This window comes from Pseudomonas sp. B26(2017) (genome assembly GCF_002113045.1).
GTDB lineage: Bacteria > Pseudomonadota > Gammaproteobacteria > Pseudomonadales > Pseudomonadaceae > Aquipseudomonas.
In genome coordinates, this window is record NZ_NEJJ01000011.1 from 82,202 (window position 1) to 105,062 (window position 22,861).

The 22,861-nt window shown below is 60.9% G+C and carries 21 protein-coding genes; 7 read left to right on the plus strand and 14 right to left on the minus strand.

The window, feature by feature from the left end; translation table 11 throughout:
• Window positions 1-137 precede the first annotated feature (137 nt).
• Window positions 138-842 (plus strand): YebC/PmpR family DNA-binding transcriptional regulator, encoded by a 705-nt coding sequence (locus tag CAF79_RS17565; protein WP_027614601.1) that lies wholly within the window; start codon window positions 138-140, stop codon window positions 840-842.
• 38 nt (window positions 843-880) lie between these two features.
• Here CAF79_RS17565 and CAF79_RS17570 read toward each other — a convergent pair whose 3' ends face one another.
• The 4 genes from CAF79_RS17570 to CAF79_RS17585 all read right to left on the minus strand — a co-directional run bounded on the left by CAF79_RS17570 (window position 881) and on the right by CAF79_RS17585 (window position 4,905).
• A complete protein-coding gene (locus tag CAF79_RS17570; RefSeq protein WP_085699029.1) occupies window positions 881-2,194 on the minus strand; it encodes a leucine-rich repeat-containing protein kinase family protein in 1,314 nt (437 codons plus the stop codon).
• Window positions 2,195-2,255: 61 nt separating this feature from the next.
• The gene (gene zapE, locus CAF79_RS17575) at window positions 2,256-3,389 is read right to left on the minus strand and encodes a cell division protein ZapE (RefSeq protein WP_085699032.1); all 1,134 of its coding nucleotides are present in this window, start codon (window positions 3,387-3,389) and stop codon (window positions 2,256-2,258) included.
• A 260-nt stretch (window positions 3,390-3,649) separates the two neighbouring features.
• Window positions 3,650-4,402: an anti-sigma factor gene (locus tag CAF79_RS17580; protein WP_085699034.1), complete on the minus strand. Its 753-nt coding sequence runs from the start codon at window positions 4,400-4,402 to the stop codon at window positions 3,650-3,652.
• The gene (locus tag CAF79_RS17585; RefSeq protein ID WP_085699036.1) at window positions 4,399-4,905 is read right to left on the minus strand and encodes an RNA polymerase sigma factor; all 507 of its coding nucleotides are present in this window, start codon (window positions 4,903-4,905) and stop codon (window positions 4,399-4,401) included. The genes CAF79_RS17580 and CAF79_RS17585 overlap by 4 nt, the downstream gene beginning before the upstream one ends.
• 157 nt (window positions 4,906-5,062) lie before the next feature.
• Here CAF79_RS17585 and CAF79_RS17590 point away from each other — a divergent pair, with 157 nt between their 5' ends.
• Window positions 5,063-6,157, plus strand: a complete 1,095-nt coding sequence (locus CAF79_RS17590; protein WP_085699039.1) for a catalase family peroxidase — start codon at window positions 5,063-5,065, stop codon at window positions 6,155-6,157.
• Entirely contained in the window at window positions 6,154-6,699 is a 546-nt protein-coding gene (locus CAF79_RS17595; RefSeq protein WP_085699041.1) for a cytochrome b, read from the plus strand. Before CAF79_RS17590 ends, CAF79_RS17595 begins: the two co-directional genes overlap by 4 nt.
• Before the next feature lie 5 nt (window positions 6,700-6,704).
• Here CAF79_RS17595 and CAF79_RS17600 read toward each other — a convergent pair whose 3' ends face one another.
• Both CAF79_RS17600 and CAF79_RS17605 read right to left on the minus strand, forming a co-directional pair.
• On the minus strand, window positions 6,705-7,913 hold the full coding sequence (locus CAF79_RS17600) for an MFS transporter (protein ID WP_085699043.1): 1,209 nt from the start codon (window positions 7,911-7,913) through the stop codon (window positions 6,705-6,707).
• 147 nt (window positions 7,914-8,060) lie between these two features.
• Window positions 8,061-9,212, minus strand: a complete 1,152-nt coding sequence (locus CAF79_RS17605) for a M14-type cytosolic carboxypeptidase (protein ID WP_085699045.1) — start codon at window positions 9,210-9,212, stop codon at window positions 8,061-8,063.
• Window positions 9,213-9,309: 97 nt separating this feature from the next.
• Between CAF79_RS17605 and CAF79_RS29185 the strand changes: the two genes are divergently transcribed.
• Window positions 9,310-9,474, plus strand: coding sequence for a hypothetical protein (locus CAF79_RS29185; RefSeq protein WP_170929742.1), 165 nt, complete (start codon window positions 9,310-9,312; stop codon window positions 9,472-9,474).
• Window positions 9,475-9,690: 216 nt separating this feature from the next.
• On the opposite strand, the gene CAF79_RS17610 is transcribed toward CAF79_RS29185, so the two are convergent.
• Window positions 9,691-10,029, minus strand: coding sequence for a DUF6124 family protein (locus tag CAF79_RS17610; RefSeq protein ID WP_085699047.1), 339 nt, complete (start codon window positions 10,027-10,029; stop codon window positions 9,691-9,693).
• 129 nt (window positions 10,030-10,158) lie between these two features.
• Here CAF79_RS17610 and CAF79_RS17615 point away from each other — a divergent pair, with 129 nt between their 5' ends.
• A complete protein-coding gene (locus tag CAF79_RS17615) occupies window positions 10,159-10,815 on the plus strand; it encodes a LexA family transcriptional regulator (protein WP_085699254.1) in 657 nt (218 codons plus the stop codon).
• A gap of 39 nt (window positions 10,816-10,854) precedes the next feature.
• On the opposite strand, the gene CAF79_RS17620 is transcribed toward CAF79_RS17615, so the two are convergent.
• The 4 genes from CAF79_RS17620 to CAF79_RS17635 are packed head-to-tail and all read right to left on the minus strand — an operon-like array spanning window position 10,855 to window position 16,416.
• On the minus strand, window positions 10,855-12,804 hold the full coding sequence (locus CAF79_RS17620) for an acetyl/propionyl/methylcrotonyl-CoA carboxylase subunit alpha (RefSeq protein ID WP_085699049.1): 1,950 nt from the start codon (window positions 12,802-12,804) through the stop codon (window positions 10,855-10,857).
• A complete protein-coding gene (locus CAF79_RS17625; protein ID WP_085699051.1) occupies window positions 12,804-13,619 on the minus strand; it encodes a gamma-carboxygeranoyl-CoA hydratase in 816 nt (271 codons plus the stop codon). The genes CAF79_RS17620 and CAF79_RS17625 overlap by 1 nt, the downstream gene beginning before the upstream one ends.
• Window positions 13,620-13,632: 13 nt before the next feature.
• Window positions 13,633-15,240 carry a carboxyl transferase domain-containing protein gene (locus tag CAF79_RS17630; protein ID WP_085699053.1) on the minus strand — a complete coding sequence of 536 codons (1,608 nt, stop codon included), beginning with the start codon at window positions 15,238-15,240 and terminating at the stop codon, window positions 13,633-13,635.
• A gap of 12 nt (window positions 15,241-15,252) precedes the next feature.
• On the minus strand, window positions 15,253-16,416 hold the full coding sequence (locus CAF79_RS17635) for an isovaleryl-CoA dehydrogenase (RefSeq protein WP_085699055.1): 1,164 nt from the start codon (window positions 16,414-16,416) through the stop codon (window positions 15,253-15,255).
• Between the two features lie 201 nt (window positions 16,417-16,617).
• Between CAF79_RS17635 and CAF79_RS17640 the strand changes: the two genes are divergently transcribed.
• Window positions 16,618-18,315: an AMP-binding protein gene (locus CAF79_RS17640; protein WP_085699057.1), complete on the plus strand. Its 1,698-nt coding sequence runs from the start codon at window positions 16,618-16,620 to the stop codon at window positions 18,313-18,315.
• Window positions 18,316-18,921: 606 nt separating this feature from the next.
• On the opposite strand, the gene CAF79_RS17645 is transcribed toward CAF79_RS17640, so the two are convergent.
• The 3 genes from CAF79_RS17645 to CAF79_RS17655 all read right to left on the minus strand — a co-directional run bounded on the left by CAF79_RS17645 (window position 18,922) and on the right by CAF79_RS17655 (window position 21,367).
• Window positions 18,922-19,821 carry a hydroxymethylglutaryl-CoA lyase gene (locus tag CAF79_RS17645; RefSeq protein ID WP_085699059.1) on the minus strand — a complete coding sequence of 300 codons (900 nt, stop codon included), beginning with the start codon at window positions 19,819-19,821 and terminating at the stop codon, window positions 18,922-18,924.
• Window positions 19,822-19,965: 144 nt separating this feature from the next.
• Window positions 19,966-20,367: a MerR family DNA-binding transcriptional regulator gene (locus CAF79_RS17650; protein ID WP_007951507.1), complete on the minus strand. Its 402-nt coding sequence runs from the start codon at window positions 20,365-20,367 to the stop codon at window positions 19,966-19,968.
• A 55-nt stretch (window positions 20,368-20,422) separates the two neighbouring features.
• Window positions 20,423-21,367, minus strand: coding sequence for a LysR family transcriptional regulator (locus tag CAF79_RS17655; RefSeq protein ID WP_085699061.1), 945 nt, complete (start codon window positions 21,365-21,367; stop codon window positions 20,423-20,425).
• A gap of 189 nt (window positions 21,368-21,556) precedes the next feature.
• On the opposite strand from CAF79_RS17655, the gene CAF79_RS17660 reads away from it, so the two are divergent.
• A complete protein-coding gene (locus tag CAF79_RS17660; RefSeq protein ID WP_011334996.1) occupies window positions 21,557-22,786 on the plus strand; it encodes an acyl-CoA dehydrogenase in 1,230 nt (409 codons plus the stop codon).
• Window positions 22,787-22,861: the final 75 nt, after the last annotated feature.

Sequence of the window (22,861 nt, forward strand, 5' to 3'; positions counted from 1 at the left end):
GAATCGCCCTACAAGACGTGTAGAAGATGTCGATGCGCATCGGAATTTTTGGTCGATTGCCGACTTTAGGCCGTATAAACTTGGCGCCATGCGTCGGCCAATAGATGTCTCGGCGCCACAGATCAAGAGAGTGAGTAATGGGCGCACAGTGGAAGGTTAAACACAAAGAAGCGGCAGCCAACGCCAAGGGCAAGATCTTCGGCAAACTGGTGAAGGAAATCACCATTGCTGCGCGTAACGGTGCCGATACCGCCACCAACGCACACCTGCGTCTGGTGGTCGAACAGGCCAAGAAAGCCTCGATGCCCAAGGAAACCCTGGATCGCGCCATCAAGAAGGGTGCTGGCCTGCTGGGTGAAACCGTTCAGTACCATCGCGTGACTTACGAAGGTTTCGCACCGCATCAGGTGCCGCTGATAGTCGAGTGCGTGACCGACAACATCAACCGTACCGTGGCGGAAATTCGCGTGGCGTTCCGCAAGGGCCAACTGGGTGCTTCCGGTTCCGTTGCCTGGGACTTCAACCATGTCGGCATGATCGAAGCGTCGCCGGACACCCCGGATGCGGATCCGGAAATGGCCGCGATCGAAGCCGGCGCCCAGGATTTCGAGCCGGGCGAAGAGGGCGCGACCCTGTTCCTGACTGACCCGACCGACCTCGATGCCGTGCAGAAAGCCCTGCCGGAACAAGGCTTCACCGTGCTGTCGGCCAAACTGGGCTACCAGCCGAAGAACCCGGTCAGCGGCCTGAGCGCCGAGCAGATGGCAGAAGTCGAGGCATTCCTGGAAGGCCTGGATAACCATGACGACGTGCAAGACATGTTCGTTGGTCTCGCCGGCTGACACACCAGAAAATCGCAGCCCTCGGGCTGCGATTTTTTTCAGGCGTCTTGCAACGCCAGGCTGATCTCGCCAAACCCCGGCCGCGCCAGCACATCCGGCTGACAGCAGCGCTGTTCCAGGGCTTCCAGCACCTGACGCTGTTCATCGCTCAACCCCGAGTCGATGCGCGCCAGCAATTCCCCCAGCAAAATCCCGAACGCCCGCACTTCAAGGCGTTGCAGCGCGCGGGTTTCAGGCGTGTCCGCCGTGGCGTGGAACGACGCCGCACCAAAATCCCCCAGCAGACAGTCGCCCCGATCGTTCAACAGAATGTTGTGTCCGTAGAGATCGCCATGGGTGATGCCGTGACCGTGCAGATGCCCGGCGACCGAGGCGATGCCCCGGGCAATGCGCAGGGCAACGTCGGCGCTGAAGCGGCAATCGTCGGCATACACATCCCGTGAACAGGATGCCAGGCTCGGCAGCCCGGCCAAATTGCGGAAGCTCGGATCGATCAATTGCATCACCAGGCCTTGCTGGCCATCGGGATGCCGGTCGATGCGACCTTCGACGCGGATCAGGTTCGGGTGCAGCCCGGCGGTGATGCACGCGTTCATTTCATGCAGCGGCGAACCGTCACTGGTCATTTCACCCTTGTACAACTTGACTGCCACGGGCGCGGCCGCCTGATCGGCAGGTTGCCACTGCGCCCGGTAAATGACTCCGGAAGCGCCTTCGCCCAGCCGTTGCTCCAGCTGCAGCGCCGACCAGTCGATCAGGGGCGCGGCATCGAGGGCGGCGGCATCGGCTTCGGTTTCCAGCGGATTACCGGCGTAGGCCAGCCAGGTCAGGCTCGGCAGGGTCAGCAGCCATTGCGGCAGTTCGGTCAGCTGGTTGGCGGCGATGCGGATCAGCTCCAGCCGATGGCACTGGCTCAGTGACGGCGGCAGGGCGCGCAACCGATTGCCGGCGAGCATGAGTTTTTGCAGCAACGGGCGCTCGCCCAGTTCCGTGGGCAGGGTTTCGATGGCGTTGTCGGTGAGGATCAGCCAGCGCAGGTTCGGCGGCAGCGCCGCGCCGGGCACTTGAGTGATCCGGTTGGCCTTGAAACCGATCATCGTCAGCGCCTGGCACTGGCCCAGACACGCCGGCAATTGCGTGAACTGATTGTCGGAGCAGAACAGCACGCGCAGGTGCGTCAGACGGTGCAAGTCATCCGGCAGGCTGCTCAGGGCATTGCCGCTGAGGTTGAGCACTTCCAGCGTTTCGGCCAGGTTGAAAATCTCCGGCGGAAATTCAGTCAGGCCTTCGGCCAGGTCCAGCCGGGTGATGCCCGACAGTTCGCCGGCGCGCAGTTGTGCAAGAGTGTGCATGAGCAGGATCGCTATCGAGAAGGCGCAGAGCGCCGGAAATGGGCCGCATGATAACGGCAAATCAGCCCGGTTCGTGCACTTCGCGCAATTGCCCGAGTCGGCTGCGGGTGCGGGCCAGATCGATCGCCTGACCGCCGAGGCTTTCGTGCAACGGGCGTTGGCCGAGCAGGGTCAGGTGTTTGTCCTGATCGTAGAGCACGTCGATCAGGTTGATGAATCGCTGCTGGGCGGCGATCGAGCATTCGTCCAGCTCCGGCAGTTCATCGATGATCCAATGGTCGAAGCGTCGGCACAGCTCCAGATAATCCATCACGGCCGTGGGCTGTTCGCAGAGGTCGTTGAAGGTAAAACCGACGCGCCGGCCTTCGCACAACCGCGCCTGCAAGTGCCGGCTGCCGACCGCCAGAGGCAACGGTGTGGCGTCGAGTGGCGGCAGGTTCAAGGCGAGGCGCTGCGCCGGACTGGCCGGCCAGACGTAATGGCCCTGGGTGAACACCTGATGCTCATGCCGGCGCGCCTGGCTGCGGTAATCGTGCGGACCGCCGACTTCCATGACCTGCATGCGCGCGTTGATCAGGTCGATCACCGGTTTGAAGCGCGCGTGGTACAGCGGGTTGGGCAGCAAGCCTTCGGGCGGGTAATTGGAGGTCACCAGCAACAGGATCCCGCGCTTGAACAACGCCTTGAACAATCGGGTGATGAGCATCGCATCGCCGATGTCATGCACATGAAATTCATCGAAACACAGCACCCGACAGTCCATCAGCAGCGCATCGAGGGTGACGGCGAGGGCGTCGTCGCGGTCGCGGTGCTCGAACATGCCTTGATGCAGTTGGGCGAAGAATCCATGGAAATGCAGACGGCGTTTTTGCTGAATCGGCAATGCCTGGAAGAATCCGTCCAGCAACCAGCTCTTGCCTCGCCCGACGGCTCCGTGCAGATACAGGCTGCGCGGGGTTCGCGCAGGCGTGCCAAACATCAGGCCGGCCTGCTGCGCCATGCAATCGATGACCCGTTGCTGGCTGTGGCTGAGGGTGTAGCCCTGGCCGTGGGCCTTTTGCCGGAAATAGTCACGCATCGATTGCGCGCTGGCAGCGCACTGGCCCGCGTTTGTAACGGAGCGTTTGCCGAAGAGATGGCGCAAGGCTGACCAGCGCTGGGTCAGACGCGAACGTTCGGGCGGTCGGGCGGGCACTGCAATCACTCCGTCATCATCGGGCCGGCTCCCCCCGAGCGCGGCGGCGTAGTTTAACCAGACGGGTAGTTTTGCATCCACTGCGCTTTATCGTTTTTCCGGGGAGCAAGCTGCGGCGTGTAGAGGGCAGTGCCTGCACCGTGGGACTGAACGACGGGCAGAATGCGCAATGACAACGCGAGAATCCACACCGACCAGACCACACCGCCCGCTGGAACCTGCCTGGACAATGTGGTGCTGGATGTGGGGTTCTGACCCGGCTAGAAGCTTACGGATTGCTTGAGCATTTTCGCTGCAGGTGTGTCAGTCGGGCTGACCATCGCGTAGTTGTAGCCCTTGCCGGACCAGTACTCGGCCTGCAGATCTCCGTCCTGGCGGCTGCCCCGGGGCAGAAAGGTATTTTTCGGTCCTGGTGGACGCACGTAGAAACTGACCTTGTGCCCGCTCTGGTCTTCATACATCACCATCGCCGCCGGGCCTTCATCGGTGCTCAGCAGACGACCGCTGACCGGTGTAAATCCAGCCGATGTCAGGTCCGGCAGGCGATTGGCCTGAGTGAAATAACGGTCGAGCCAGCGCTGGATGTCGCCGTCGCCGTCGACCTTGTAATCTGCCGGCAAAAGCCCTTGCTGGGCGATCAAACGGTAGGCCTGCAAGGCGTCCGTCATCGGTGCCGGGGGATGAAACACGGTCATGTCCCGAGCTTTCCAGCCACCGACACCGCCGAGGCTGACGGCAATCAGCAGCACCGCCGCGCTGGCCCACTGGCGGCGCGACTGGCGCTTGAGTCGCTGACGGATCAGCGACGGATCGAGGTTCGGATTGGCCGGTTGTTGCAAGGCACCGCCGAGGGCAGCGCGCAGGTGCTGGGCATCCTGTTGCCAGGCACGAACCTGCGCCGCTTCGTCCGGATGGCTGGCGAGCCAGGTTTCCAGCACATGTCGGTCGGCCTCGCTGAGCTGGTGGTCGACGTAGGCGTGCAGGTCACGTTCGTTGGGAGGCAGACTGATCATTTGAGTATCCGCAAGGAAGGGCTGCTGATTTCCCCGTCGCTGAGCTGGCGCAGGGCCTGGCGAGCACGGGACAGGCGCGACATCACGGTGCCGGTGGGGACGTCGAGAATCTCGGCGACCTCCTTATAAGTCAGGCCTTCCACCGACACCATCAACAGCAGCGCGCGCTGTTCGGTGGGCAGTCGGTCGAAGACCTGCAAGGTCGATTGGGCAATGACGGTGCGTTCCACCGAGGGCTCGGCGTCATCGCGGCCGGTGAAAAACTCGAGCATCCGCGCATACCGCCGCGAACGCCGATGCGCATCGAGGAACTGCCGGTACAGGATCGAAAACAGCCAGGCGCGCAGATCGCCGTCGGCGCGTTTGTCGCCCCAACTCGACAGCGCCCGCTCCAGGCTGGCCTGTACCAGATCGTCGGCGCTGCTGCCGTTGCGGGTCAACGACACGGCAAAGCGCCGCAATCTGGGAATGATTTCTCTCAGTTGTTCGTCGAATTCGCTCATGAAGTTCTACTAGTCACTACGCTGTGGACTAGGAAGACGTCCGGCATTGGAGGTTATTCCACGTTCTGAAAAATAAATACCGGACCGTGGAATAAATCCCGATGGCGTGCGTCTTGCTGATTCTTCCTACTTGTGGCCGATGGCCCTGGAGTGCTTCATGGTTGATCGCAGCTCATCGCCCGGCGGGCCACAACGCCCGCCACTGAGTGCCGCGAGCCTGGTGTTGCGGCTTGGCGGAATCGCCGTGGTGGTCGCAGCCCTGGCCGGGGCGTTTGCCTACGTTCATGGTTCATTTGACCCACAACGACTGACGCCGAAAGCGTTGGTCGATGTGCTGGAAAAGAACAACGGCGTGCATCCCGGCTTTCGCCGTAATCACGCCAAAGGTGTTTGCGTGATCGGCCACTTCGAGAGCAGCGGTGAGGCTCGCTCGTATTCGGTCGCGCAAGTGTTCAACGAGCCGCGCACCCCGGTGGTCGGGCGCTTTGCGTTACCGGCCGGCAATCCGTACGCACCGGACAGCGCCGTACCGATCCGCAGTCTGGCGCTGCGTTTCACTCAGGCCAACGGCCAGCAGTGGCGCACCGGGATGAACAGCATGCCGGTGTTCCCGGTCGGTACGCCCGAGGCGTTCTATCAGTTGCAGCAGGCGCAATCGCCGGATCCCGCAACGGGCAAGCCGGATCCGGCCAAGGTGCCGGCATTTTTTGCCGCACACCCGGAAACCGTGCCGTTTCTGACCTGGATAAAAACCGCCAGACCGTCGGCCAGTTACGCGACGGAAACCTACAACAGCATCAACGCGTTTTATCTGGTGGATGCCAGCGGCAAGAAGCAGGCGGTGCGCTGGAGCATGACGCCTCTGGCCCAGGATGCTGCCGGTGCGACTGCGCCTGAAGGAAGCGACTTCCTTGAGAAGGACCTGGTGCAACGCCTGGCCGAAGGGCCGCTGCGCTTTCAGTTGAACATCACCTTGGCCAACGCCGACGATCCGGTGAACGACGCGAGCAAAACCTGGCCCGCCGGCCGCAAAGTGTTGAACGCCGGCACTCTGGTACTGGAAAAGACCCAGCCGCAGCTCAGCGGTGAATGCCGTGACATCAACTACGATCCGCTGGTGCTGCCGGCCGGCATTCAGGGTTCCGGCGATCCGTTGCTGGCCGCGCGCTCGGCCGGTTACGCCGATTCCTACCTGCGTCGCACCAGCGAAGTCAGCCAACTGCCGACCGGCAAAAAGGAGGCTCGCCCATGAGCACGCAACCGACTCATTTCAATCCGCTGGCGCGGTTGCTGCACTGGCTGATGGCGTTGATGATCATCGCGATGTTGTTCATCGGTGCCGGCATGGTGACCTCGGTGTCGGCGCGGCATGAATGGCTGATCAATCTGCACAAGCCGCTGGGCATCGCGATTCTGTTGCTGGTGATCGTGCGCATTCTTGTACGGCTGGGCACCCGTCAGCCGCCGCTGCCAGCGGATCTGCCGGGCTGGCAAGTGCTGGCGGCCAAGGCCTCTCATCTGTTGCTGTACGCGCTGATGCTGGTGTTGCCGCTGCTGGGCTGGGCGATGATCAGCGCGGCGGGGGATCCGGTGATGCTCGGCGCGTCCCTGCAATTGCCGTCGATCGTGCCGGCGGATGCGCAGGTGTTTGCGTTGCTGCGCAAGGCTCACGGGTATCTGGCGTATTTGTTGTTCCTGACCGTGCTGCTGCATCTGGCGGCGGCGCTGTTTCATGGCTGGGTGCGCCGCGACGAAGTGCTCGACAGCATGCTGCGGGGACGCAATCGCGGTTGATTGTGTCAGTCCGACGTGGCGAGGGCGCAAACAGCCTCGCCACGTTTCTGTCCGGCCAGTGATCGCCACCAATAAAGCAACGCGACCATGTTGATTGCGGCACCCAGCCAGCAGACGCCCGGCCATCCTGCCCATGCGTACATGGCCGTCGAGGCGATCGAGCCCAAGGCGCTGCCAATGGAGTAAAACAGCATGTAGCCGGCAGTCAGTCGGCTTTGCGCCTCCGGGCGGACGCTGTAGATCATGCTCTGGCTGGCGACGTGCACGGCCTGCAAGCCCAGATCCAGGGTGATGACGCCAAGCAGCAGCGCCCACAACGAAGTCTGGGTGAGTGCGATCGGCAGCCACGAGCCCAGCATCAGCAACAGCGACAGACCGCTCACCCATTGCCCCCATCCTCGATCCGCCAGGTGACCGGCTCTGGCGGCGGCGAGTGCGCCTGCCGCGCCGGCGAGTCCGAACAATCCGATTTCGCTGTGGGAAAGCGACAACGGCGGGGCGGACAGCGGCAACACCATCGGCGTCCACAGCACCATGGCGCTGGCGAAGGTGAGCAGCGCCAGGATTGCTCGTCGGCGCAGCACCGGCTCCTCACGAAACAGAGTGAACACTGAAGTGATCAGTGCCACGTAATGCGTGTCCGGTCGTGCTTCTTCATCCTTGGGCAATACCCGAAACAGCAGCGCGGCCATCACCAGCGTCAATCCCGCCGACAACAGATAGATCGAACGCCAGCCGGCCAGATCAGCCATGCCGCCCGCTACCGTGCGCGCGAGCAGAATGCCGACGACGATGCCGCTGGTGATCACGCCGACAACCTTTCCGCGTTGCGCGGGGACGGCAAGGGTTGCGGCGTAGGCGACCAGCACCTGGGTGACCACCGCAAGCAGACCGGTCAGGGTGACGCCGATCAGCAGCCACGCGCTGTTGGGGGCCAGAGCAATCATCAGCAAGGCTGCGGCGGACAACAGCGTTTGCGTGACGATCAGCCGCCGCCGATTGAGCAGATCGCCGAGGGGCACGAGCAATAACAGACCGAGTCCATAACCGATCTGAGTCAAGGTCATGACGACGCCGATGCTGCCCGGCGTCAGACCGAAGGCGTCGGCCATCGCATCCAGCAGCGGCTGGGCGTAATACACGTTGCCCACCGCGAGGCCGCAAGCGATGGCGAAAAGCAGTACGACAGCGTTATCGAGTGTTGCAGTTTTCATGTCCCGGATCCTTTCAGGTTTCAAGATGAAACTTGATTGACGGTAAGTAATCCAGTTTTGATTTGCAACCTGATTGGGTAAAAGACGGCACAAAAAAAAGATCGCAGACAGGCTGCGATCTTTCGTGAAGTGAAAAACGGGGAGGGATCAGCGCAGGGTGTCGACCATGTCGGCGATAGTGGTCAGCACGTCTTTGCCCAGTTGCTTCGAGCGTTTGCCCGACCAGCCGGTGATCGGGTTCGGCGCGTCGTCGTGATCCTTGAACGGCATTTCCAGAGTCAGCGACAGGCAGTCGAATTTCTGGCCGACGCTGTTGCAGGCCAGGGTCATGTTGGCCTGGCCCGGTTCGTCGCGGGTATAGCCGTACTTGGTCTGGAAGTCTTTGGTGGTGTGTTTCAGGTGACTGCGAAAGTGCTCTTCAAGCTTCTCCAGACGCGGAGTGTAGCCCGGATTACCTTCGCAGCCGGCGGTGAACACGTGGGGGATTTCTTCGTCGCCGTGTACGTCGAGGAACAGATCGACGCCGTACTTTTCCATCTGCTGCTGTACGAAAAATACTTCCGGGCTGATTTCCTGACTGGCGTTCTGCCAGGCGCGGTTCAGGTCCTGGCCCATGGCGTTGGTGCGCAGGTGGCCGTGAAAGGCGCCGTCCGGGTTCATGTTCGGGACCAGGTACAGATCGGCGCTGGCCAGCAGTTTGTTCAGTACCGGATCGTCATGATGTTCCAGGCGTTCGATCACGCCTTCCATGAACCACTCGGCCATGTGCTCGCCCGGATGCTGCTGGGCGATGATCCAGATCTTGCGGCGACCTTCAGCGCCGGTGCCTTTGCGTAGCAGCTGGATGTCGCGGCCTTCGACGCTTTTGCCGGTGGCCAGCAGTTCGGTGCCGGCCTTGGTCAGCGCCTGTTCGATCAGCCAGTCGTGACGGCCACGGCTGTAAGGTTCGAAGTAGGCGAACCAGGCGTGGGTCTGCTCGGCTTCGAGGCAGAAGCGCAGGCTGTCGCCTTCGAATTGGGTAGGAATACGGAACCAGTTGACGTGGTCGTAGGAAGCGACCGCCTGATAGCCGGTCCAGGCTTTGTTGTAGGAAGACTGGCTGGCGTTGACCAGACGAAACCAGTGTTCCTGATGGACGTGCAGGCCGCTGGCCTTGAAGTGGAACCACTGGAAATGGGCGCTGCGGGTATCTGGCCGAATTGCCAGAACCGGGTTGAGCGGATTGCTGATGTCGATGACTTGGATGTTGCCGCTGTCGAAGTTTGCGCTGATGTCGAACGAGGATTTGGCCACGGTCATAATCGGTTCCTGAATATGATTTTTATGGCGGCTACTTTACACGCAAGACAGGGGTGAAACCGAGGGAAATTGCGGGGTGTGGCGGGGGGCGTCCTCCATGACGCGGATGCAGCTTAGTGACTGTGCGATTGATTCTCAAGTGCTGATTGGCATTACTTTGCCCCAATGTGGCCGGGGTCCGCTTGCCAAGCAATATTCTTTTGATATCATCCGCGCCATTGAATTTGCAGCACCCAAAGACTTCATTAGCCTGAAGCCATAAGCCAGAAAACTGGCAAAAAAAGACCCGGCAAAAAGCCGGGTCAAAAACCGTGATTAGCCTGATGAGGAGATAGTCCAGAAGACCGACCTAAGGTCTCTGGTCCATCGACTGATCTCGCGACCAGTTGCTTGCAATAGTAATCATTATCATTTGCAAGTCAAATGTTTTTATCTGCGCGATTGGAAAATTCTTTTCCTTCCGTCCGAACTCCCGTCTTCAGCGAACCGCGCCATCGAGCGAGTGATCAACCATCGCCCGCGCCATATCCACCATGTGCACGACTGAAAAAGCCAGATCCCGACTCACGCCCTGCAAGCCGTCCGCCGCCTTGAACGCGGTAGCCGCTGCACATCGCAGCAGATCGGAAGCGTGGACCAGGGATTCTTCGCCACTCAGGTTGCTGTTCACACCGAAAAAGCGCTCGTCCACTTCCGGTTCTGACACAGCTGGTTTCAAGTAATAATCCAACGCCCGTTGCGCAGCGGCGCACCCTTGCGGGGAGGTGAAGGTGGTGTCCATTTGCAGATCGGGCAAGTCTTTACTGGTGATGGTCATGGTGAAAGGTCACTCCTTGGTCGATTCAAATCCGTGACTCAAGAATAGTACTATCAGTATTTGTGACCAGAATTTAAATACTACAATATGTGTTTTGCCGGCCGCAGGCGTCCACGTATGGTGCCGCACATGGATAAATGGATTGAGTTGGTCAAGGCCAAAATGAGTGAACTCAACGTCACTCAAGTCGAACTCGGCGAGCGCGTCGGCATGTCTCAGGGCGGTATCGGCCATTGGCTGAACAAGCGCCGCGAGCCCGGCATCACGCAGATGAACCGCGTGCTGAAAGCGCTGGGCATGGAGTATCTCGAGGTCGCGGTGGTGATTCGTGAACCGCAGGTCGATGCGGACGACGAAATGCCCCTTGCGCAGAAGTACAACCCTTACTTTCGCTATCCGGTCAGCGAGTGGAATTCGCCGGTCGAGGCCCGTGAGAGCCAGCCAGCGTATTCGAGTGCCAAGGACAAGCGACGTTTCGTACTGACGGATTACCACGCCCGCGGCCCGGCGTTCTGGCTCACGGTGACGGGTAACGCGATGACGGCGCCCACCGGGCAGAGCATCGGCGAGGGAATGATGATTCTGGTGGACCCGGCACTGGAAGCCGAGCCCGGGAAATTGGTAATCGCCCAGTGGCCGGACAGCGACGAGGCGATTTTCCGCAAACTGATCGAAGAGGGCGGCCAGCGTTACCTGGTGCCGCTCAATCCGACCTGGCCGAAAGCCTTGTTGACCGACGAGTGCCGAATCATCGGTGTCGTGGTTCAGGCAACCGCCAAATACTAGTCAGATCGATCCTCGCCAGGCGTAGGATCGATCCACCTTTCAAGCTTCTTCCAGCTCGACCAGTGCACTGCCTTCGCTGACCATTTCACCTTCCTGGCAATACAGTGACTTGATCACACCGGCGTGGGGCGCGCGAATGCTGTGCTCCATCTTCATCGCCTCAAGCACCACCAATTGCGCACCGGCTTCAACCGATTGCCCGGCCTCCACCAGCACCCGCACAATGCTGCCGTTCATCGGCGCGGTCAGACCGCCCTGATGGCTGTGACTGGCTTCGACAGCGCTGATCGGGTCGTACGTTTCAACGCGTCGCAGCTCGCCGTCCCATTGCAGATACAGAACTTCTCCACGACGAATCGCCCGCAGCTGTCGACGCAGTCCATCGTGCTCGACCACCAATTGCTCGCCGATCAGTTTTGCATTGCCGCCGGCACCGAGCGTCAGCGCTCGATCCTGCCCCTCGCAGCTCAAATGCAGAGTGATTTCGCGAGGCAAACCGGCGCGCAAACCGCTGTGAAGCGCCCAAGGCGAAGCCGGATCATCTGCCCGAGCCATCCCCGGCAAACTCTGCGCAAAAGCCTGCGCCGCCGCATTCCAGAACTCATCACTCAGTGCAGCAGGCGCAGGCAGCAACTGTTCCTGATAACGCGGGATGAAACCGGTATCCAGCTCCGCCGCCGCAAACGCCGGATGACCGATGATCCGTCGCAGGAAGTTGATGTTGGTTTTCAACCCGCCAATCGCAAACTCATCGAGCATGCTCAGCAGTCGCAAGCGCGCCTGCTCACGATCCTCGCCCCAGGCGATCAGCTTGCCGAGCATCGGGTCATAGAAGGGCGAAACCTCATCGCCTTCCTCAACGCCGCTGTCCACACGGCGCCCCGGCCCAGCGGTGGATTCGCGATACAGATCCAGACGCCCGGTCGCCGGCAGAAAATCATTCGACGGATCTTCCGCATACAGCCGAACCTCAATCGCATGTCCGTTCAGCGGCACTTGATCCTGAGTGATCGGCAACGCTTCGCCACGGGCGACGCGAATTTGCCAGGCCACCAGATCGAGCCCGGTGATGGCTTCGGTGACCGGGTGCTCGACCTGCAAGCGCGTGTTCATTTCCATGAAAAAGAATTCGCCGCGAGCGTCCAGCAAAAACTCCACGGTGCCGGCGCCGACGTAACCGATGGCTTGCGCTGAACGCACAGCGGCTTCGCCCATCGCCCGACGAAGTTCTGGACTCAGGCCTGGAGCCGGCGCTTCTTCGACGACTTTCTGGTGCCGACGCTGAATCGAGCAGTCGCGCTCGTTCAGGTACAGGCAATTGCCATGCTGATCGGCAAACACCTGGATTTCCACGTGACGCGGCTTGAGCAGGTATTTCTCCACCAGCATCCGCGAGTCGCCGAACGACGACTTCGCTTCACGCTGAGCCGATGCCAGCGCTTCAGCCAGTTGGCTGACGTCTTCAACGACCTTCATGCCCTTGCCGCCACCGCCGGCCGTGGCCTTGAGCAGCACCGGGTAGCCGATGCGTTCGCATGCATCGCGGAAAGTGTCCAGATCCTGGGCTTCGCCGTGATAACCCGGCACCAGCGGCACGCCGGCGGTTTCCATCAACGCTTTTGCGGCGGATTTGCTGCCCATCGCGTCGATGGCCGAGGCGGGCGGGCCGAGGAAGATCAGGCCGGCCGCTTCAATGGCGCGGGCAAACCCGGCGTTTTCTGAAAGAAAGCCGTAACCCGGATGAATCGCCTGAGCGCCGCTGGCCTTTGCCGCCGCGATCAGTTTGTCGATTTGCAGGTAACTGTCGGCCGCTTTGCTGCCGCCCAGATCAACACGGATGTCCGCTTCACGGCTGTGCCGCGCTTCCCGGTCGGTGGCGCTGTGCACGGCAACGGTGGTCAGGCCCAGCGACTTGGCGGTGCGCATGACCCGGCAAGCAATTTCGCCACGGTTGGCCACCAGCAGGGTGGTGAGAACAGGTGCGCTCATCAACGCGGCTCCTTGGTGGTGGTTGCGGCTTGCCAGCTCGGTGGACGTTTCTGCAAAAAGGCCCGCAGACCTTCCTGTCCCTCTGGGCTGACGCGGATGCGGGCGATGGCGTTTTCGGTGTAGCGGCGCAGGGCCGGAGTCAGCGCGCCGTTGCCGACTTCACGCAGCAAATCCTTGCTGGCGCGCATGGCGGCGGGGCTGTTGAGCAGCAGGTTGTCGATCCATTGCTCGACCCTCTGTTCAAACTCATTCGCTGGATAACTCTCGGACAACAAACCGATTTCCCGCGCCCGCTGCCCGCCGAAACGTTCGGCCGTCAGCGCATAACGCCGCGCCGCGCGTTCGCCGATGGCTTGCACCACGAACGGGCTGATCACCGCTGGCGCAAGACCGATGCGCACTTCCGACAGGCAGAACTGCGCGTCGTCGGTGCCGATCGCCATGTCGCAGCAACTGATCAGACCCAGCGCGCCGCCGAACGCCGCGCCTTGCACCACAGCCACGGTCGGGATTTTCAGTTTGGCGAGGTTGTACATCAGCTCCGCCAGTTCCCGGGCGTCGTCGAGGTTGGTGTGGTAATCGAGTTCGGCCGATTGCTGCATCCAGGCCAGATCGGCACCAGCGCTGAAATGTTTGCCGCGTCCGCGTACCAGCAGAAAGCGCAGGCTGGCGTCGCTGGCGACCTTGTCCAGCGCCAGGATCAGTTCGCGAATCATCTCGGCGTTGAACGCGTTGTTCTTTTCTTCGCGGCTCAGCCACAGGGTCGCGAAACCCCGTGGATCGCTGTGCAATTCGAGGGTGTTGAAGTCGCTCATGAGGTTCTCCCGATCACATCCGGAACACGCCGAAGCGGCTCGGTTCGATAGGCGCGTTCAACGACGCGGACAAGGCCAGGGCCAGCACATCGCGGGTCTGCGCCGGGTCGATGACGCCGTCGTCCCACAGCCGCGCGCTGGAATAGTAGGGGTGACCCTGCTCTTCGTATTGGTCGAGAATCGGCTGCTTGATCTCGCTTTCCTGCTCGGCACTGAACGCCTGACCGCTGCGTTCGGCCTGCTCGCGCTTGACCTGAACCAGCACGCCGGCCGCCTGTTCGGCGCCCATCACGCCGATCCGCGCGTTCGGCCACATCCACAGGAAACGCGGATCATAGGCCCGCCCGCACATGCCGTAGTTACCGGCACCGAAGCTGCCACCGATGATCACGGTGAATTTCGGCACCTTGGCGCATGCCACGGCGGTCACCAGTTTGGCGCCGTGCTTGGCGATGCCGCCGGCCTCGTATTTCTGACCGACCATGAAGCCAGTAATGTTCTGCAGGAACAGCAACGGAATGCCGCGTTGGCAGGCCAGTTCAATGAAGTGCGCGCCTTTTTGCGCGGCTTCGGCGAACAGGATGCCGTTGTTGGCGAGGATCGCGATCGGGTAGCCGTGCAGGTGGGCGAAACCGCACACCAGCGTGGTGCCGAACAAGGCTTTGAATTCATCGAACACCGAGCCGTCGACCAGTCGCGCGATCACTTCGCGCACATCGAACGGCTGCTTGGCGTCCGCCGAAACCACCCCGTACAACTCATCGCTGGCGTACAGCGGCGCAATCGGCGTGCGCTGCTGCACTTCGCCGAGCTTGCGCCAGTTGAGGTTGGCGACGCTGCGCCGGGCGAGGGCGAGGGCGTGCTCATCGCTTTCCGCGTAATGGTCGGCGACCCCGGACGTCTTGCAGTGCACGTCGGCCCCGCCGAGGTCTTCGGCGCTGACCACTTCACCGGTCGCGGCTTTCACCAAGGGCGGGCCGGCGAGGAAAATCGTCGCCTGATTGCGCACCATGATCGCTTCGTCGGCCATCGCCGGTACATAAGCGCCGCCGGCGGTGCAGGAACCCATGACCACGGCAATCTGCGGAATGCCCATGGCGCTCATGTTGGCCTGGTTGAAGAAGATCCGCCCGAAGTGTTCGCGATCCGGGAACACTTCGTCCTGACGCGGCAGGTTGGCGCCACCCGAATCCACCAGATAAATGCACGGCAGGCGGTTTTGCTGGGCGATGGTCTGGGCGCGCAGGTGTTTCTTCACGGTCAGCGGGTAGTACGAGCCACCTTTCACCGTCGCGTCGTTGGCGACAATCATGCATTCGACGCCTTCCACACGACCGATCCCGGCAATCACGCCAGCGGCTGGCACGTCTTCGCCATAAACGGCGTGGGCGGCCAACTGGCTGATTTCCAGAAACGGCGAGCCGGGATCGAGCAAGCGGTTGATCCGCTCACGGGGCAGCAGCTTGCCGCGCGAGGTGTGACGTTCCTGAGCTTTCGCGCCGCCGCCCTGAGCCACTTGAGCGAGCAGAGTGTGCAGGGCGTCGACCTGTTCGAGCATCGCCGCGCTGTTGGCGGCGAACTCCGCTGAGCGAGGGTTGAGCTGGGTATGCAGGATAGCCATGGACAGCTCCGTTTAGCGGGTTTCGTTGAACAGTTCGCGACCGATCAGCATGCGACGGATCTCACTGGTACCGGCGCCGATTTCGTACAGCTTGGCGTCACGCAGCAGGCGGCCGGCCGGGAATTCGTTGATGTAACCGTTACCGCCGAGAATCTGGATCGCGTCGAGGGCCATTTGCGTGGCGCGTTCGGCGGTGTAGAGGATCACGCCAGCGGCGTCCTTGCGTGTGGTTTCGTTGCGCTCGCAGGCCTGAGCCACGGCGTAGAGATAGGCGCGGCTGGCGTTGAGCTGGGTGTACATGTCGGCGACTTTGCCCTGGATCAGCTGGAATTCGCCGATGCTCTGGCCGAACTGCTTGCGGTCATGGATGTACGGCACGATCAGGTCCATGCACGACTGCATGATCCCGGTCGGGCCACCGGACAGCACGACGCGCTCGTAATCGAGGCCGCTCATCAGCACTTTTACGCCGCCGTTGAGTACGCCGAGGATGTTTTCTTCAGGCACTTCGACGTCGTCGAAAAACAGCTCGCAAGTGTTGGAGCCGCGCATGCCGAGCTTGTCGAACTTGTTGCTGCGGCTGAAGCCTTTCCAGTCGCGTTCGACGATGAAGGCGGTGATGCCGTGCGGGCCCTTTTCCAGGTCGGTCTTGGCGTAGATCACGTAGGTGTTGGCGTCGGGGCCGTTGGTGATCCAGGTCTTGCTGCCGTTGAGCACGAAACGGTCGCCGCGTTTATCTGCGCGCAGTTTCATCGAAACCACGTCGGAACCGGCGTTTGGCTCGCTCATGGCGAGTGCGCCGACGTGTTCGCCGCTGATCAGTTTTGGCAGGTATTTGGCTTTCTGTTCGTGGTTGCCGTTGCGGTTGATCTGGTTGACGCAGAGATTGGAGTGGGCGCCGTAGGACAACGCCACCGAAGCCGAGCCACGGCTGATTTCTTCCATCGCAACGACGTGCGCCAGGTAACCCAGGCCAGCGCCGCCGTATTCTTCCGGCACGGTGATGCCGAGCAGGCCCATGTCACCGAACTTGCGCCACAAATCGGCCGGGAACAGGTTGTCGCTGTCGATCTGCGCGGCACGCGGCGCGATCTCGTTGGCGACGAAGGACTGAACCTGATCGCGCAGCATGTCGATGGTTTCACCGAGGGCAAAGTTCAGGGATGGGTAGCTCATGGGTCACCTTTTGGCTTTTTTGTAGGGTGGGGAGAAGGGCGTTTCAGTTCTCACCTTTACGTTAACGTAAGCCTGTGACGAATGGCTGTCAATCACCCTTTACGTTAACGTCAACTTGAGCGAGAGTAGAGCCAGTTCTGAATGGTCGGAGCTGCTGTAGCTCCGTTCCAACACCCACTAATAAAGACAATAGGGGTCGTCATGGATCAACCCAGTGCAAACCCGCAGCGCAGCTACACCCGCGGTTCCCAGGATAAAGCCTTGCTGGCGATGACCATCGGGCAGAAGTTCGACGAGACCGCCGCGCAGTACCCGGACGGCGAGGCGCTGGTGGTGCGCCATCAGCAGCTGCGTTACACCTGGCGGCAACTGGCCGACGCGGTGGATGTTCACGCCAGAGCCCTGCTGGCGTTGGGTTTGCAAGCCGGTGACCGGCTCGGCATCTGGGCGCCGAACTGCGCGCAGTGGTGCATCACACAGTTCGCCACCGCGAAGCTCGGTGTGATCCTGGTCAACATCAATCCGGCCTACCGCAGCTCTGAGCTCGAATACGTGCTCAAGCAATCCGGTTGCCAATGGCTGATCTGCGCCGGGGCGTTCAAGAGCTCCAACTATCACGGCATGTTGCAAGGCTTGCTGCCGGAACTGGCCGAGCAATCCATCGGCGAGCTGCACAGTGAGCGGCTGCCGGAACTGCGCGGTCTGATCAGCCTCGATCCACAGCCGCCTTCGGGTTTTCTCCCGTGGTCGCAACTGGCAGATCTGGCCGCCAGTGTCACTGCGCAACAATTGCGTGAACGCAGCGACAGCCTGCACTTCGATCAGCCCGTCAATATTCAGTACACCTCTGGCACCACTGGTTTCCCCAAGGGCGCGACCCTCAGTCACTACAACATCCTCAACAACGGTTACATGGTCGGCGAAAGCCTTGGCCTGACCGCTGTTGATCGCCTGGTGATCCCGGTGCCGCTGTATCACTGCTTCGGCATGGTCATGGGCAACCTCGGCTGCATCACCCACGGCAGCACCATGATTTATCCCAACGACGCCTTCGATCCGCTGCTGACCCTGAGCACCGTCGCCGAAGAAAAAGCCACCGCGCTGTACGGCGTACCCACCATGTTCATCGCCATGCTCGATCAGCCGCAACGCGCCGAGTTCGACCTGTCGACCCTGCGCACCGGAATCATGGCCGGCGCCACGTGCCCGATCGAGGTGATGCGCCGGGTCATCAGCGAAATGCACATGAGTGAAGTGCAGATCGCCTACGGCATGACCGAAACCAGCCCCGTCTCCCTGCAGACCGGACCATCCGACGAACTGGAACTGCGCGTCACCACCGTCGGCCGCACCCAGCCGCAACTCGAAAGCAAAATCATCGACGAGGCCGGCAACCCGGTACCACGCGGCACCATCGGCGAACTGTGCACCCGTGGCTACAGCGTGATGCTCGGCTACTGGAACAATCCGCAGGCGACTGCCGAAGCCATCGACGCGGCGGGCTGGATGCACACCGGTGATCTGGCAAGCATGAACGACGAGGGTTACGTGTGCATCGCCGGGCGCAACAAGGACATGATCATCCGTGGCGGCGAGAACATTTACCCGCGCGAACTGGAAGAGTTCTTCTTCACTCACCCGGCGGTGGCAGACGTGCAGGTGATCGGCATTCCCTGCTCGCGTTACGGTGAGGAAATCGTCGCCTGGATCAAATTCCATCCCGGCCACAGCGCCACCGAACAAGAGCTGCAAGCGTGGTGCAAGGAACGCATCGCCCACTTCAAGACGCCGCGTTACTTCAAGTTTGTGGAGGAGTTTCCGATGACGGTAACAGGCAAGATCCAGAAATTCCGGATGCGTGAGATCAGTATCGAGGAGTTGCGAGAAAAGCAGGCCTGACGAAGATCGAATGTGGGAGCGAGCAAGCCCGCTCCCACAAGGGGGCGGCGGTGAAAACAGGAATCGTGGAAAGCACAAAGGGGAGCCGAAGCTCCCCTTTAATTTTGTCGTCGCGTGCTCTTTTTTATTATTGAGGGGCGGTCTGTTGTTGTTTTTGGCAACCGTGGCCCTTTACCGCTGTTTTTGGCGACCCCCATCCGGGGTCAAGAGCAAACGTATTTTTTTGAGCGCTGATCTGCTTTCTCGCCAAGCGATCCAACCGATTCGGGAGCTACCTGAAGGTAGTTTTATTGTTCTCTGCCCGGTTGCGGGTCATTCCGAGGAACACCCTGAAAAGCACACCTTCTCCAAAAAAATCTGTTAGCTGCGTCTCTGCCGTGTTGTTTTTGTTATGTCAGAGTCGGTACGTCTTATTTTTATTGGTTTGCTGCTTTTTATTCTTGTTATGCCATAGAGATAGCAGAAGCCGTGCCAACTTTTAAAAACCCTTGTAAATCAAGGGTTTGAATTTTTTGAAAGATTTCTCATTCAGGCAAAACCAGACAATTTGTTTCCGTGTTACTCGCCTATGCCCACGTTTCGGACGCAGCGGTAACACCTTCGCCCTCACTGTGCGCTACGGGCCTTGGCTACGCGCGAACCGGTCGGGCGACCCAGCACTGCACTGATCTGTTGGCCGGCGGCAATCAAGGCGTCGAGGTCGATACCGGTCTCGATGCCCAGGCCGTTGAGCAGATACACCACGTCTTCGGTGGCAACGTTGCCGCTGGCGCCCTTGGCGTACGGGCAGCCGCCGAGGCCGGCGATCGAGCTGTCGAACACCGCGATGCCTTCCAGCAGACTGGCGTAGATATTGGCCATGGCCTGGCCGTAGGTATCGTGGAAGTGGCCGGCGAGTTTCTCTCGCGGCACCTGTTTCGAAACCACTTCGAACAGACGGCGGGTCGCGCCCGCGGTACCGGTGCCGATGGTGTCGCCCAGCGATACCTCGTAGCAGCCCATCGCGTACAGCTCGCGGGCCACCATGGCCACTTGTTCCGGGGCGATCTCGCCTTCGTAAGGGCAGCCGAGCACGCAAGACACGTAACCGCGCACGGTAACGCCGTGTTGTTTCGCCGATTCCATGATCGGCGCGAACCGCGCCAGACTTTCGCTGATCGAGCAATTGATGTTGCGTTGCGAGAACGCTTCGGACGCTGCAGCGAATACCGCAACTTCCTTGACCCCCGCCGCCAGCGCATCTTCAAAACCACGCAGGTTCGGTGCCAGTGCGCCGTAGGTCACGCCGGGCGTGCGCTGGATCTGCGCGAACACCTCGGCGGAGCCGGCCATCTGCGGCACCCACTTGGGCGAGACGAAACTGCCGACTTCGATATAACCGAGGCCGGCGGCGCTCAGCGCGTCGACCAGTTGCACCTTGTCGGCGACGCTGATGGGCTGGGCTTCGTTCTGCAGGCCGTCACGGGGGCCGACTTCGATCAGGCGTACTTTGGAGGGGAGGGACATGGCATTGACCTGCTCTTTGAATTCCTGCGGACCCCTTGTGGGAGCGAGCTTGCTCGCGATGGCGTTGGGTCAGTCAACATCAATACTGGATGTTCCGGCCTCATCGCGAGCAAGCCCGATCCCACAGGAGATGAAGTGTGGCTGTTACTGCGCGACTTGCTGACTCTTGAGCGTCTGCTCCAGCGCCTGCACGCAGCGTTCTTCGGCGGTGTCGAGTTCCAGCTTCATCTGTTCGATGTCCAGCAATTGCTGCTCGAGCTGTTCCCGGCGTTCGCTGATTTTCGCCAGCATGCTGTTGAGTTGTTTGGTGTTACCGCTGGACGGGTCGTAGAGCTCGATCAGTTCGCGGCACTCGGCCAGGGAAAAACCGATGCGCTTGCCCCGCAGGATCAGCTTCAGGCTGACCTTGTCGCGTGGCGAATAGATGCGTTCCTGGCCTCGGCGCTCAGGGCTGAGCAGGCCTTGTTCTTCATAGAAGCGGATCGCCCGGGTGGTGATGTCCAGCTCGCGGGCGAGGTCGGAAATGCTGTAGGTCTGGCTGCTCATGAAAGCGCTCGAAGAAGGGGCTTGGCGCTAAGCTAATGGCAGGTTGACGTTTACGTCAAGTAGCGGGCGCCTGCAGCTTGTCGAGCTTCTTCTCATGTGCCGTCACTTGCTGGCACAACTCGATCATCTGCTCGCGCATCCAGCGGTTGGCCGGATCCTGATCGGTGCTTTCATGCCAGTACAAATGGGTTTCAACCGGCGGCACATCGTTGACCGGCAGATTGAACGCATGCAGGTCATGGCGGCGGGCGAAACGCTCCGGCACGGTCATCACCATTTCGGTCTGCTGCAACACCTGGGACGCCATCAGGTAATGCTGCGAGCGCAGGGCAATCTTGCGCTGAATGCCCATCTTGCCCAGTGCCAGATCGACATGACCCAGGCCACTGCGACGGCTGGAAATATGAATGTGGGTCAGCGACAGGTAATCGTCGAGGGTGAATTTTTCCTTGGTCGCCAGCGGATGGCCCTTGCGCATCGCGCAGACGTAACGGTCTTCCATCAGCTTGACGTGGCGTACCTGCGGGTCGGTGTTGAGCGGCGCATCCACGGCAAAGTCGAGACGCCCGGCGGCCAGTTCCTTGGTGGTTTCCCGGCGTTTGGACAAGAAGCTTTCGATGATCACCGTCGGCGCCAGACGACGCAGGCGCTGGAACAGCGGCGGCAGAATCACCGCTTCGGTCAGGTCAGTCATGCTGATGCGGTAGGTCTTGACCGCTTGCGAGGGGTTGAAAATCCGACTTTCCTGAACTGACACCCGCAGCAGCGACAGTGCGTTGCGCACCGGGCCGATGATGTTTTGCGCCATGGGCGTCGGCACCATGCCCTGAGCGGTGCGCACGAAGAGCGGGTCGTTGAAGGTTTCGCGCAACCGCGCCAATGCGTTGGACACCGCTGGCTGGGTAATGCCGACAATCTGCCCGGCGCGGGTCAGGTTGGCTTCGGTGTAGATCGCGTCGAAGACGATGAAAAGGTTGAGGTCGACCTTGCTCAGATTCATTACGCGGCTCTCTTGTTATAGGTGCTTGTTATAGATGGATGGCACGGGTCAGGGCGGCCAGGAAAATCAACCAATCATATATCGGTGATGAATGTTTATACACGCCGAGAATAGGCTAGGTAAATTATCAACGCTGTTCTAGCATCGATTGCATGACTTAAACAACCTGCCGAAAAAAGGTAATTGCTCATGGATTTCGCTTATTCGCCCAAGGTGCAAGAACTGCGTGAGCGCGTGACCGCGTTCATGGACACTTACGTTTACCCGGCCGAAGCCGTGTTCGAGCGCCAGGTCGCCGAAGGCGATCGCTGGCAGCCGACGGCGATCATGGAAGAACTCAAGGCCAAGGCAAAAGCCGAAGGGCTGTGGAATTTGTTTCTGCCTGAGTCGGAACTCGGCGCCGGCCTGACCAACCTCGAATACGCGCCATTGGCGGAAATCATGGGTCGTTCGCTGCTCGGTCCCGAGCCGTTCAACTGCTCGGCGCCGGACACCGGCAACATGGAAGTGCTGGTGCGTTACGCCAACGAAGAACAGAAGCAACGCTGGCTCGAACCGCTGCTGCGCGGCGAAATCCGCTCGGCGTTCGCCATGACCGAGCCCGACGTCGCGTCCTCCGACGCCACCAACATGGCCGCCCGTGCCGTGCGCGATGGCGACGAGTGGGTGATCAACGGCAAGAAATGGTGGACCTCCGGCGCCTGCGATCCGCGCTGCAAAATCCTGATCTTCATGGGCCTGAGCAACCCCGATGCGCCGCGCCACGCCCAGCACTCGATGATCCTGGTGCCGGTCGACACCCCCGGCGTGAAGATCATCCGTCCGCTGCCGGTGTTCGGTTACGACGACGCACCTCACGGCCACGCCGAAGTGCTGTTCGACAACGTGCGGGTGCCGTACGAAAACGTCCTGCTCGGTGAAGGACGCGGCTTCGAAATTGCTCAGGGTCGCCTTGGCCCGGGCCGAATTCACCACTGCATGCGTTCGATCGGCATGGCCGAGCGTGCGCTGGAACTGATGTGCAAACGTTCGGTAAGCCGGACTGCATTCGGCAAACCGCTGGCGCGTCTGGGCGGTAACGTCGACAAGATCGCCGACTCGCGGATGGAAATCGACATGGCGCGTCTGCTGACCCTGAAAGCGGCGTACATGATGGACACCGTGGGTAACAAGGTCGCCAAGAGCGAAATCGCGCAAATCAAGGTCGTTGCGCCGAACGTCGCGTTGCGGGTGATCGACCGGGCGATCCAGATCCATGGCGGGGCAGGGGTCTCGAACGATTTCCCGCTGGCCTACATGTACGCCATGCAACGCACTCTGCGCCTGGCCGACGGCCCGGACGAGGTGCACCGCGCGGCAATCGGCAAGTTCGAGATCGGCAAGTATGTGCCGAAGGAAATGCTGCGTAGCGAGCGCTGATTACAGACATTCCGCGTCAGCCCTGATCGTTCCCCCGCTCTGCGTTACCACGCAGAGCGGGGGAACGATCAGTGG